Origin of the sequence: Streptomyces sp. ITFR-6 (assembly GCF_031844725.1) — a bacterium.
Classification (GTDB): Bacteria; Actinomycetota; Actinomycetes; order Streptomycetales; family Streptomycetaceae; genus Streptomyces.
In genome coordinates, this window is sequence record NZ_CP134612.1 from 2,323,652 (window position 1) to 2,336,494 (window position 12,843).

Genomic DNA, 12,843 nt, shown 5'->3' on the forward strand with positions numbered 1-12,843 from the left:
CGGCTCCGCGCTCAGTTGGGGTTGTTCGCGTGGGTCAGCGTCTCCCAGGCGACGAACAGGTTGTCGGTCCCGGCGGGCCTGCGCTGCTCGGTGAGGGTCTGGGTGTTGGTCATCGCGATGCCCATCCGGTTGTGCAGCGCGTTGAACCCGACCTCGGTGACCGGGCCGAGGTTGTCCTTGAGCGATCCGCCGCAGAGCGAGGACGGAACGGCCTCCCCCAGCTGGTACTTGGCGTGCAGCCCCAGCGCGTGGCGCAGCCGGTCCGCGATCTCCGGGTAGAGGTCCTGTCCCTGGATCCGGCTGGTCTCCGCGATGTGCGAGATGGCGGAGAGGCCGTAGCCGGTGTGGGTGAGGTCGCGGCAGGTCTCCTGGGAGAGCCCGTCCATGAACGTGGACTGGCCCTGCCAGTAGTTGATGATCTTGTCGCGGGTGTCGAGCCCGCTGCCGGGCGCGGTCTTGGGCAGCGCCCCGTCCGAGGTCAGATAGATGTACGCGGGGACCCGGCCGCGGAACTTGCTGACCGCCTTGTCGTACGAGGTGCGGTCCTCCAGGAAGACCGAGATGCCGATCGCGGCCTCGGTCATGCTCAGTTCCCAGTTCCCGTTGCTGTTCGACCCGTTGATGACCTTGGGCAGGTAGACATCGCGCAGCATGGTGGCGAACCGGCCCGCGTTGGGCCAGCCGCTGTACGTGTACTTGATGATCTCGGCGGCCTTCGGCCAGGAGGAGCCGGCCCAGCCGGTCTGGAGCGGAGCGTTGCTGTTGGTGTGGTCCTTGATCACGGCCGACCAGGCGTCCATCAGCTCGATGGCCTTGGTGGCGTAGCGGCTGTCCTGGGTGATGTACCAGGCCAGCGAGAGCGTGTAGGCGGCTATCGCGTCCTCGCGCTCGTCGGTGCAGCCGTAGTTGGGGTTGGAGTACGAGCCGCACTCCACGACGGCCCGGGGCTTGGCGGTCCGGCTGAGCGAGGCGTACTTGCTCGCCATCATCTGGTCGTACGCGCTCTTCCAGGGCTGTGCGCCCGCCTGCACCTTGGCGCGGACGAAGTCCAGCTGGGGGCGGCTGACGAGGACGCCGGGGTGGGTGAAGGCGGCGGGGGCGGCGACCGCCGCCGGGGCCGGGTCAGGGGCGGCCCGGCCGGCCGAGGCCGGGGTCATGGAGAGGCCGGTGATCAGTGCCGCGAGGGCGGTGGCGAGGCCGAGGCCGCGTGCGATGGTTCCGGTGCGCATGTGGGGGTGCCTTCCGGTGCGGGGGAGGTCCGCAACTCGGCCCAGAACCAACGGAGTTCATACATGTGAACTCTGGGCCGAGTTGTGAACCCTGCGATGAGTGAGGAACTTAAAGGCATCACATGAGCACGTCAAGCACTTGTGTTCAGAAGACGAAGGGCCCGGCACCGGGCGGCGGCTCCCGCCGTCCGGTGCCGGGCCCTCGCGGGAGCGCGGAACGCGACGTCAGCGCATCAGCAGCCCCGCGCCCTCGCCCGTGGCCCCGGTCGGCTGCGCGACCAGGCCGAGTTCTGCCCCGCCGGCCAGCAGCCGGTGGGCGGGCAGCACCCGCACCGTGTACCCGTAGGGACCCGTGCGGTCCAGGGCGAGCGGGCCGTCGTACAGCCAGCGCCCCTCCAGGTCCTGGCCGCCGGCCGGCTTCAGCGGGAAGATCTGCGCGTCGGTGATGGCGTCGGCGGCGTCCACCCGGCCGGCCACCGCCTGCACCTCCACATCGTCCGGCTCCAGCGCCCCGAGGGTGATCCGGACCCGCAGCGCCAGCGTCGAACCCAGCTCCGCGGAGCCGCCCGCCCCGGTGGGCGTCACCGCCTCGACGTGGTCGACCGCCACCCGGGGCCAGGCCGCCCGGACCTTGGACTTCCAGTCGGCCAGCTCCCGCGCCGTGGTGGCGTCCAGCGAGCGCTGGGCGCGGGCCGCGGGGGCGTACAGCCGCTCCACGTACTCACGGACCATGCGCCCCGCGAGGACCTTGGGGCCGAGGGTGCCCAGGGTGCGGCGGACCATCTCGATCCAGCGGTCCGGGAGCCCCTCGGCCCCGTGGTCGTAGAAGCGCGGGGCGACCCGGTCCTCGATCAGCTCGTAGAGCGCGTTGGCCTCCAGATCGTCACGCCGGTCCTCGTCCATGGCGGAGCCGTCGGCAGTCGGGATCGCCCAGCCGAAGTCCGGCTCGAACCACTCGTCCCACCACCCGTCCAGGACCGAGAGGTTGAGGCAGCCGTTGAGCGCCGCCTTCATCCCGCTCGTACCGCACGCCTCCAGCGGGCGCAGCGGGTTGTTCAGCCAGACGTCGCAGCCCGGGTAGAGCTTCTGGGCCATCGCCATGCCGTAGTCGGGCAGGAAGACGATGCGGTGGCGCACCCGGGGGTCGTCCGCGAACCGGACCAGCTCCTGGACCAGCCGCTTCCCGCCGTCGTCGGCCGGATGCGCCTTGCCGGCCACGACGATCTGGATCGGCCGCTCCGGGTGCAGGAGCAGCGCCCGCAGCCGGTCGCGGTCGCGCAGCATCAGCGTCAGTCGTTTGTACGAGGGCACCCGGCGGGCGAAACCGATCGTCAGCACGCCGGGGTCGAGCACGCCGTCGATCCAGCCCAGCTCGGCCGGCTCCGCGCCCCGGGTGCGCCAGGAGGCGTGCAGCCGCTCCCGCACCTCGGTCACCAGCTGCTCGCGCAGCGTCCGCCGCACATCCCAGAGCTGCCGGTCGGGGATGCCGGCGGCGGAGTCCCACCGGCCCGGGGTGCCGCCGGACTCGGTGCGCAGCCGGTAGATCTCGGGGGCGACCCAGGTGGGTGCGTGGACCCCGTTGGTCACCGAGGTGATCGGCACCTCGGGGGCGTCGAATCCCGGCCAGAGCCCGGCGAACATCTCCCGGCTGACCGCCCCGTGCAGGGTGGAGACCCCGTTGGCCCGCTGGGCGAGCCGCAGGCCCATCACGGCCATGTTGAAGACGCCGGGGTCGCCGCCCTCGTACGTCTCCGTGCCCAGGTGCAGGACGCGGTCGGCCGGGACGCCGGGCAGCTCTCCGTCGTCACCGAAGTGACGGGCGACCAGCTCGCGGTCGAACCGGTCGATCCCGGCCGGCACCGGGGTGTGGGTGGTGAAGACGGTGCCCGCCCGTACGGACTCCACCGCGGCGGCGAAGTCCAGGCCGTCGCCGGAGAGCTCCCGAATGCGCTCCAGGCCCAGGAATCCGGCGTGGCCCTCGTTGGTGTGGAACACCTCGGGCGCGGGGTGTCCGGTGAGCCGGCAGTAGCTGCGTACGGCGCGCACGCCGCCGATGCCCAGCAGTATTTCCTGGAGCAGCCGGTGCTCGCTGCCGCCGCCGTACAGCCGGTCGGTGACCTCGCGTTCGCCGGGGGCGTTGCCCTCGACGTCGGAGTCGAGCATGAGGAGCGGCACCCGGCCGACCTGGGCCTGCCAGATGTGGGCGCGCAGCGAGCGGCCGCCGGGGAGCGCCAGGACCACCTCGCTCGGTGTCCCGTCGGCTTCGCGCAGCAGGGTGAGCGGCAGCTCGTTGGGGTCGAGGACGGGGTAGTGCTCCTGCTGCCAGCCGTCCCGGGAGAGGCTCTGGCGGAAGTAGCCGTGGCGGTAGAGCAGGCCGACGCCGACCAGGGGAACGCCCAGGTCGCTGGCGGCCTTGAGGTGGTCCCCGGCGAGGATGCCGAGACCGCCGGAGTACTGGGGCAGGGCCGCGGTGACCCCGAACTCGGGTGAGAAGTAGGCGATGGCGGCGGGCAGTCCGACGCCCTGCGCCAGCTGTTCCTGGTACCACCTGGGGCCCTGGAGGTAGTCCTGGAGACCGGCGGACACCTCGGCCAGCCGGCGCAGGAACTCCTCGTCCCCGGCCAGCTCGGCGAGTCGGCCGGCGGACACGGCGCCGAGCAGGCGCACGGGGTCGCCGTCCGCCGTCCGGCCGGCCACCGGGTCGACGGCCTGGAAGAGCTCGCGGGTCTCGGTGTGCCAGGACCAGCGCAGGTTGCGGGCGAGGTCGCTGAGCGGTTGAAGGGGGTCGGGAAGGACGGGACGCACGGTGAATCGACGAATGGCCTGCACGTGTTCCACCTTTACAGGGGACGTCCGGATCCGAGGGGACGCACCACGGTGTGCGCCGCTCCGTCACCCTCGACGTTAGCCGGGCCCGGCACTCGGCTACCACGGCGCACGGCGGTCCGGCGGCGTGCGACCCCGGGCGGGCCGACCGCCCCCTCCGCTCCACGCCCCCGCGCACCGCCAGGCACGGTACGTAGATCCAGGCACATCCGTCACAGGCGTTATGGCCGATTCCCTCCCCTCGTACGGTCTTGTGGGCCTTCGCCCCACAGGGAAGGCTTCCCAGTGGCGCCCGCCGTCCCCGCGTGCGCCGGCTTTCCGCAACCCCGCGCACGCGCGGCGGAGCCCGGCGCATTCAGACCGTCACAGATACGCCCGAGTAGTTAACAAACCACCGGATTGACCCACCAGCATCCGTGGGAAGGCTTCTCCGGTACCCGAAACGTATGCGTCAGGACGACAGCTCAAGGCGATCCGGCCCGGACCCCCAAGCCGGTTCATCCGCCGTTCGGCGGATTTCCGCCCACGGTTCGTATGCAATCGGTGCGGCCCGTTCCCATTCGAGCCACACCCGTGCACCACACCCGCGAGCCATCCATTCGAGTGCCATTCGAGTGAACGCGGACAGGAGCGGCCATGCCCACACCCCACCAGTCGTCAACGGAGCAGCTAGAAAGGACGGAACCCCACCATCGCGGCGCGCGCGTTCAGCTCTCCGCGGCCGCAACGCGCCCTGTTGAGTCCGAGCTCCAGTCCCCAGGTGATTTCATGATCGGTCGCATTCCCGTCCTCGACGTCCGCCCGCTCGTCGATTGCGGAAGAAGGCCCGCCAAGGCGGTTTCCGGTGAGACCTTCGAGGTGTCGGCGACCGTCTTCCGCGAGGGCCATGACGCGGTCTCGGCCAATGTCGTCCTGCTGGATCCGAACGGACGCCCCGGCCCCTGGACGCCGATGCGCGAACTCGCCCCGGGCACCGACCGCTGGGGCGCGGACGTGACGCCCGACGCCGAGGGCCGCTGGACGTACACGGTGGAGGCCTGGAGCGATCCGGTGGCCACCTGGCGGCACACCGCCCGGATCAAGATCCCGGCGGGGATCGACACGGCGCTCGTCCTGGCGGAGGGCGCCGAGCTGTACGAGCGGGCCGCGGAGGGCGTGCCCAAGCGGGACGGCCGCGAGGCGGTGCTGGCCGCGGTCGACGCCCTGCGCGACACGTCACGCCCGGCCGCCGCCCGGCTGGCCGCCGCGCTCACCCCGGAGGCGGCGGCCGCGCTGGACCGTCATCCGCTGCGTGAGCTGGTCACCGCCTCGCACCCGCTGCCGCTCGTCGTCGAGCGCCGACGTGCGCTGTACGGCTCCTGGTACGAGCTGTTCCCCCGGTCGGAGGGCGCCAGGACCGAGCCGGCGAAGGCGCCGCGCAGGAGCCGGGCGGCGAAGGCGACAGCGGCCCCGAAGCCTCCCCGGATCATCAGCGGCACCTTCCGGACGGCCGCCGAGCGGCTGCCGGCGGTCGCCGCGATGGGCTTCGACGTGGTCTACCTGCCACCGATCCACCCGATCGGAACCACCCACCGCAAGGGCCCGAACAACTCCCTCTCGCCCGCCCCGCACGATGTCGGGGTGCCCTGGGCGATCGGCTCGGCCGAGGGCGGCCACGACACCGTGCACCCCGATCTCGGCACGCTCGACGACTTCGACCATTTCGTGGAGACGGCCCGGAACCTGCGCATGGAGATCGCGCTGGATTTCGCTCTCCAGTGTTCCCCCGACCATCCGTGGGTCACAGAACACCCCGAGTGGTTCCAGCACCGCGCGGACGGCTCCATCGCCTACGCGGAGAATCCTCCGAAGAAATACCAGGACATCTATCCGATCGCCTTCGACAAGGATCTCCGCGGAATTGTCACGGAGACCGTGCGCATCCTCCGCTTCTGGATGGATCACGGGGTACGCATCTTCCGCGTCGACAATCCGCACACCAAGCCGGCGATCTTCTGGGAGAAGGTGATCGCCGACATCAACCGGACCGATCCCGATGTGATCTTCCTGGCCGAGGCATTCACCCGTCCCGCGATGATGCGCGCGCTCGCCACCATCGGATTCCAGCAGTCGTACACCTACTTCACCTGGCGGAACAGCCGGCAGGAAATCACCGAGTACGTGACGGAGCTCTCCGGCGAGTCGGCCTCCTGCATGAGGCCCAATTTCTTCGTGAACACCCCCGACATCCTCCCCGGCTATCTCCAGGACGGCGGCAGGCCCGCCTTCGAGGCACGGGCGGTGCTCGCGGCGACACTCTCCCCGTCCTGGGGGGTGTACGCGGGGTTCGAGCTCTGTGAGAACGCCCCGGTCCGCAGCGGCAGTGAGGAGTACCTCAACTCGGAGAAGTACGAGATCCGGCCCAGGGACTGGGAAGCCGCCGAGCGCGAGGGCCGGTCGCTGGCCCCGCTCATCACCACGCTCAACCGGATCAGGCGCCGCCACCCGGCGCTGCAGCAACTGCGTGACGTGCACTTCCACTCGTGCGACAACGACGCCCTGATCGTGTACAGCAAGCGCTCCGATTCGAACATCGTTCTGATGGTCGTCAACCTCGACCCGCACCACACCCAGGAGGCGACCGTCTCGTTGGACATGCCGCAACTCGGCCTCGACCGGCACGAGAGCGTGCCGGTGCGCGACGAGCTCACCGGCACTTCCTATCACTGGGGCAGGACCTTCTATGTGCGTCTGGAGCCGGGCGTCACGCCCGCGCACATCGCCGTCCTGCGACCGTCCCCGCCGACCGGAGGGTCACCCACACCATGATCGTCAACGAGCCCGTCCACGACACGTTCGAGGACACCCCGGCCAAGGACCGCGATCCCGACTGGTTCAAGCGCGCCGTCTTCTACGAGGTACTCGTCCGTTCCTTCCAGGACTCCAACGGCGACGGCATCGGAGATCTGAAGGGCATCACGTCCAAACTGGACTACCTCCAGTGGCTGGGCGTCGACTGCCTCTGGCTGCCGCCGTTCTTCAAGTCGCCGCTGCGCGACGGCGGTTACGACGTCTCCGACTACACCGCCGTGCTCCCGGAGTTCGGCGACCTCGCCGACTTCGTCGAGTTCGTCGACGCCGCGCACCAGCGCGGCATGCGCGTGATCATCGACTTCGTCATGAATCACACCAGCGACCAGCACGACTGGTTCCAGCAGTCCCGTACCGACCCCGACGGTCCGTACGGCGACTACTACGTCTGGGCCGACGACGACAAGCAGTTCCAGGACGCCCGGATCATCTTCGTCGACACCGAGACGTCCAACTGGACCTTCGACCCGGTGCGCAAGCAGTACTACTGGCACCGGTTCTTCTCGCACCAGCCCGACCTCAACTACGAGAACCCGGCCGTGCAGGAGGAGATCATCTCCGCCCTGCGGTTCTGGCTGGACCTCGGCATCGACGGCTTCCGGGTCGACGCCGTGCCGTACCTCTACCAGCGCGAGGGCACCAACTGCGAGAACCTCCCGGAGACCCACGGCTTCCTCAAGCGGGTCCGCAAGGAGATCGACGCCAACTACCCGGACACCGTGCTGCTCGCGGAGGCCAACCAGTGGCCGGAGGACGTCGTCGACTACTTCGGCGACTACCGGGCGGGCGGCGACGAGTGCCACATGGCGTTCCACTTCCCCGTGATGCCGCGGATCTTCATGGCCGTGCGCCGCGAGAGCCGCTACCCGGTCTCCGAAATCCTGGCCAAGACACCGGCGATCCCGTCCGGCTGCCAGTGGGGCATCTTCCTGCGCAACCACGACGAGCTGACGCTCGAAATGGTCACGGACGAAGAGCGCGACTACATGTACGCGGAGTACGCCAAGGATCCGCGGATGCGGGCCAACATCGGTATCAGGCGGCGCCTGGCACCCCTGCTGGACAACGACCGCAACCAGATCGAGCTGTTCACCGCCCTGCTGATGTCGCTGCCCGGCTCCCCGATCCTCTACTACGGGGACGAGATCGGGATGGGCGACAACATCTGGCTGGGCGACCGGGACGCCGTACGCACCCCGATGCAGTGGACGCCCGACCGGAACGCCGGCTTCTCCTCCAGCGACCCGGGCCGGCTCTTCCTGCCCACGATCATGGACCCGGTCTACGGCTACCAGGTCACCAACGTCGAGGCGGCGATGGCGTCACCGTCCTCGCTGCTGCACTGGACGCGCCGGATGATCGAGATCCGCAAGCAGAACCCGGCGTTCGGCCTCGGCTCGTACACCGAACTGCCCTCGTCCAACCCCGCGGTGCTCGCCTTCACCCGTGAGCACGGGGACGACCTCGTGCTGTGCGTGCACAACTTCTCGCGGTTCGCGCAGCCGACGGAGCTGGATCTGCGGTCCTTCAACGGGCGTCATCCGGTGGAGCTGATCGGCGGGGTGCGCTTCCCCGCCGTCGGACAGTGGCCCTACCTGCTGACTCTCGCCGGACACGGCTTCTACTGGTTCCGCCTCCGCAAGGACGCGCCGCCCAGCTGACCGCCGGGCGGCACACAGGCTCTGGTGCGGGGCGGTTTCCGCCGCTCCGCACGGGGCACTCTCCCCACAAATCGAACGCTTCGGGGTCCTTCCTGGATCCTCCTGGCGTTTCGTTCCCTCCGAGTCGAGTCCGTACGGACCATCCTGACCCGACACGTCCCGCACAGCCGGACAGCAAAAGCCGCAATCCGGGACACTCTTCGCATCCTGTGGTGTGCCCGGGGAAAGGACGCGATGCCATGTCGGAGGCTGCATCCGCTCAGGTCACCCTGGCGAACAGCACAGCCCTGCTCCCGTCTCTCGGACCGCTGCTCCACGAATGGCTGCCCCGGCAGCGCTGGTTCGCGGGCAAGGGACGGCCGATCACGGCCTTCTCGCTCGTCTCGGCCACCGAGATACTGCCGGTCGAGAAGCCCGGCGACACCGCCGCCACCGGCCCCGGACTCCTGCACCTGCTGGTCCGGGTCCATCAGCCCACCATGCCCGCCCAGCCGCCCATCGACTGCTACCAGTTGCTGCTCGGCGTGCGGCCCACCCTGCCTGCGCGGCTGGCGCCGGCCCTCATCGGCCATGTGACGGACGGTCCGCTGGCCGGGCTGACCGTCTACGACGGGCTGCACGACCCGCGCCTCGCCGCCCTGCTGCTGGAGCGGCTGCGCACCCCCGGCACGCTCGGCGCGCTCCGGTTCGGCCGGGGCACCGCCCCGGTTCCGGCCGAGCTCGCGCCCCGGGTGCTGGACACCGAGCAGTCCAACTCCTCGCTCGTCTACGGCAACGCCTACATCCTCAAGATCTTCCGCCGGGTCTTCCCGGGCACCAACCCCGACCTGGAGCTTCCCCTCGCGCTCTCCCGCGAGGGGTGCGGGCGCGTACCGGCCCCCGTCGCCTGGTTCGAGTCGGCCGTTCCCGAGCCCCTCACGCTCGGGGTGCTCCAGCCGTTCCTGAGCGGCGCGCAGGACGGCTGGCAGCTCGCCCTGCGCGCACTCGCGGCGGGCGAGGACTTCGGCCCGGAGGCCCACGCACTGGGCCGGGCCACCGCGGAGGTGCACACCGCGCTCGCCTCCGCGCTGCCCACTCCGGCGCTGCGCCGGGGCGAGAGCGAGGAGCAGGCCGCCGGTATGGTGCGGCGGCTGGAGGCGGCCGCGCACGCGGTGCCGGAGCTGGTGCCGTACGTACCGGGGCTGCGCGCCGCGTTCGACGCCGTGACGGCGCTGGGCCACCGGGGGCGGAGCTGGGCGGCCCAGCGGGTGCACGGCGACCTCCACCTGGGCCAGACCCTGCGCGGGGCCGACGGCTTCTGGTCGCTGATCGACTTCGAGGGCGAACCGGCCCGGCCGCTGACCGAGCGCCGCAGCCCGCAGCCACCGGCGCGCGACATCGCCGGGATGCTCCGCTCCTTCGACTACGCGGCCCGCTCGCACCGGCCGTGGAACGCCGACTGGGCGGCGCGCTGCCGCTCCGCGTACTGCGACGGCTACGCCGCCGCCTCCGGCGTCGATCCCCGCGCGGAACCCGAACTGCTGCGGGCCCACGAGACCGACAAGGCGGTGTACGAGGTGCTGTACGAGGCCCGGCACCGGCCCGACTGGCTGCCGGTCCCGATGGCCGCGATCCACCGCCTCGCCGCCGCCACCGGCTGAGCCCCACCGCCCCACCACCCCGCGGACCGGCCGCACCCGGTCCACCGGCCCCACCTCTCCCGCCCCCACCCCGCCCACTCCCCCGAGGAGGCTGTCCCTGTGACCGCCCGCAAGCCGTCCCGCAAAGCGCCCGCTCCCGCCCCCGCCACGAGCACCCCGGAGGCCACGCCCGGCGCGTCCGCGTCCGCCGCCGCCGAGCACGCCGACGCCGCCGCAGGCCCGGCGACCGGAACCCTCGCACCACTGGAGGCGAGCGCCCCGCCACCGGAGCCGGTCACCACACCGATGCCGACGCCGGACGCGGCCCCGGCCGTCGCGCCCACGCCATCCCCGGCCTCCGCTTCCGCCTCCGCTTCTGCCCCCGCTCCCGCCAAGCGGGCCAAGCGGGCGGCGGCCCCGCCCCGGCCACGCCGGGCCGGGGGTCAGGGGGTCCGCCCGGCCCGGCCGCTGGACGACGGGGACCGGGCCCGGCTGCTGGCGGGCGAGCACCACGCCCCGCACGATCTGCTCGGCGCGCACCAGATCCGCGGCGGGGTCACCTTCCGGGTGCTGCGGCCCTTCGCACGGACGGTCACCGTGCTGGCGAAGGGACTCAGGGCCCAGTTGCACGACGACGGCGACGGCTTCTTCTCCGGACTTCTGCCGATGCCGGCGGTCCCCGAGTACCAGCTCCTGGTCGGCTACGCGGACAACGAGATCGAGATCCACGACCCGTACCGCTTCCTGCCCGCGCTCGGCGATCTCGATCTGCATCTGATCGGCGAGGGCCGGCACGAGGAGCTGTGGACCGCGCTGGGCGCCCGGACGATGGAGCACCAGGGCGTCGCCGGTACCCGGTTCACCGTCTGGGCCCCCAACGCGCGCGGGGTCCGTGTCTCGGGTGACTTCAACTACTGGGACGGCACCGGCTTCCCGATGCGTTCGCTCGGCTCGACCGGGGTGTGGGAGCTGTTCCTGCCCGCGATCGGGGAGGGCGCGCTCTACAAGTTCGACATCTGCCGCCCGGACGGCACCCACACGCTGCGCGCCGACCCGATGGCCCGCCACGCCGAGGTCCCGCCCGCCAACGCCTCGGTCGTGACGGCCGCGCACCACGTCTGGCAGGACCAGGAGTGGATGGCCCGCCGCGGGGACGTCCCGGTGCACGAGGCGCCGCTGTCCGTCTACGAGGTGCACCTGCCGTCCTGGCGGCCCGGCCTCACCTACCGCCAGCTGGCGGAGCAGCTCCCCGCGTACGTGCGCGATCTGGGGTTCACGCATGTGGAGCTGATGCCGGTCTCCGAGCACCCCTTCGGCGGCTCCTGGGGCTATCAGGTGACCGGTTTCTACGCCCCGACCTCCCGGATGGGCTCGCCGGACGACTTCCGCTTCCTGGTCGACGCGCTGCACCGGGCCGGGATCGGCGTCATCGTCGACTGGGTGCCCGCGCACTTCCCGCGCGACGAGTGGGCGCTCGCGGAGTTCGACGGCCGGCCGCTGTACGAGCACTCGGACCCGCAGCGGGCCGCACATCCGGACTGGGGCACGCTCGAATTCGACTACGGCCGCACCGAGGTGCGCAACTTCCTGGTCTCCAACGCCACTTACTGGTGCGAGGAGTTCCACATCGACGGGCTGCGGGTGGACGCCGTCGCCTCGATGCTCTACCTCGACTACTCGCGCGAGGAGGGCCAGTGGTCCCCGAACGAGCACGGCGGCCGGGAGAACCTGGACGCCGTCGCCTTCCTCCAGGAGATGAACGCCACGGTCTACCGGCGCAGCCCCGGCGTCGTCACCATCGCCGAGGAGTCCACCGCCTGGGACGGTGTCACCCGCGCCACGCACCACGTCGGTCCGGGCGGTTTCGGCGGGCTCGGCTTCGGGCTGAAGTGGAACATGGGCTGGATGCACGACTCGCTGGAGTACGTGTCGAAGGAGCCGGTGCACCGCAAGTACCACCACAACGAGATGACCTTCTCGATGGTGTACGCGTACAGCGAGAACTACGTGCTGCCGATCTCGCACGACGAGGTCGTGCACGGCAAGCGGTCCCTGGTCAGCAAGATGCCCGGCGACTGGTGGCAGCAGCGCGCCAACCACCGTGCCTACCTCGGCTTCATGTGGGCCCACCCCGGGAAGAAGCTGCTCTTCATGGGCCAGGAGTTCGCGCAGGGGGCGGAGTGGTCGGAGGGCCACGGCCCGGACTGGTGGCTGCTCGATCCGTCGTACGCGGCGGAGAGCGACCACCGGGGCGTGCGGACCCTGGTCAGCGATCTGAACACGGTGTACGGGGCGACGCCCTCGCTCTGGCAGCGTGACACGGTCCCGGAGGGGTTCGCCTGGGTGGAGGGGCACGCGGCGGAGGACAACGTGTTCGCGTTCGTCCGGTACGACGAGGCCGGATCACCGCTGCTCGCCGTCTCCCACTTCTCCCCCGTGGTGCGGCACGACTACCGGATCGGGGTGCCGGACGGACCGGCGGCCTGGGTGGAGGTGCTGAACACGGACGCGGCACGGTACGGGGGCGGCGACGTGTGCAACGAGGAGCCGCTGAAGCCGGAGGCCGTGCCGTTCCACGGCCGGGAGGCCAGCGTGACGCTGACGCTCCCGCCGCTCGCGACGGTGTGGCTGCGGCCGGCCTGACGCGGGGCCGGCGGC

6 protein-coding genes are annotated in these 12,843 nt (G+C 71.1%); 4 read left to right on the forward strand and 2 right to left on the reverse strand.

Translation table 11 applies throughout. The annotated features are described in order from the left end of the window. Positions 1 to 11: 11 nt before the first annotated feature. Together RLT59_RS10290 and glgP are read right to left on the reverse strand one after the other, a co-directional pair. Positions 12 to 1,229 carry an alginate lyase family protein gene (locus RLT59_RS10290; RefSeq protein ID WP_311303124.1) on the reverse strand — a complete coding sequence of 406 codons (1,218 nt, stop codon included), beginning with the start codon at positions 1,227 to 1,229 and terminating at the stop codon, positions 12 to 14. Positions 1,230 to 1,454: 225 nt separating this feature from the next. After that, a complete protein-coding gene (glgP, locus tag RLT59_RS10295) occupies positions 1,455 to 4,058 on the reverse strand; it encodes an alpha-glucan family phosphorylase (protein WP_311303125.1) in 2,604 nt (867 codons plus the stop codon). Between the two features lie 765 nt (positions 4,059 to 4,823). Between glgP and RLT59_RS10300 the strand changes: the two genes are divergently transcribed. The 4 genes from RLT59_RS10300 (at position 4,824) to glgB (ending at position 12,828) form a co-directional block, all read left to right on the forward strand. Next, entirely contained in the window at positions 4,824 to 6,863 is a 2,040-nt protein-coding gene (locus tag RLT59_RS10300; protein ID WP_311303126.1) for an alpha-1,4-glucan--maltose-1-phosphate maltosyltransferase, read from the forward strand. Then, complete coding sequence (treS, locus tag RLT59_RS10305; protein WP_024489388.1) at positions 6,860 to 8,566, forward strand: maltose alpha-D-glucosyltransferase; 1,707 nt, start codon at positions 6,860 to 6,862, stop codon at positions 8,564 to 8,566. The genes RLT59_RS10300 and treS overlap by 4 nt, the downstream gene beginning before the upstream one ends. A gap of 239 nt (positions 8,567 to 8,805) precedes the next feature. Further along, on the forward strand, positions 8,806 to 10,206 hold the full coding sequence (locus RLT59_RS10310) for a maltokinase N-terminal cap-like domain-containing protein (protein WP_311303127.1): 1,401 nt from the start codon (positions 8,806 to 8,808) through the stop codon (positions 10,204 to 10,206). 99 nt (positions 10,207 to 10,305) lie between these two features. Further along, entirely contained in the window at positions 10,306 to 12,828 is a 2,523-nt protein-coding gene (glgB, locus tag RLT59_RS10315; RefSeq protein ID WP_311303128.1) for a 1,4-alpha-glucan branching enzyme, read from the forward strand. Positions 12,829 to 12,843: the final 15 nt, after the last annotated feature.

Bases quoted from the DNA above. Each gene is read 5' to 3' on its own strand.
- RLT59_RS10290 (WP_311303124.1), bottom strand. From the start codon at position 1,229: ATGCGCACCGGAACCATCGCACGCGGCCTCGGCCTCGCCACCGCCCTC.
- RLT59_RS10300 (WP_311303126.1), top strand. From the start codon at position 4,824: ATGATCGGTCGCATTCCCGTCCTCGACGTCCGCCCGCTCGTCGATTGC.
- treS (WP_024489388.1), top strand. From the start codon at position 6,860: ATGATCGTCAACGAGCCCGTCCACGACACGTTCGAGGACACCCCGGCC.
- RLT59_RS10310 (WP_311303127.1), top strand. From the start codon at position 8,806: ATGTCGGAGGCTGCATCCGCTCAGGTCACCCTGGCGAACAGCACAGCC.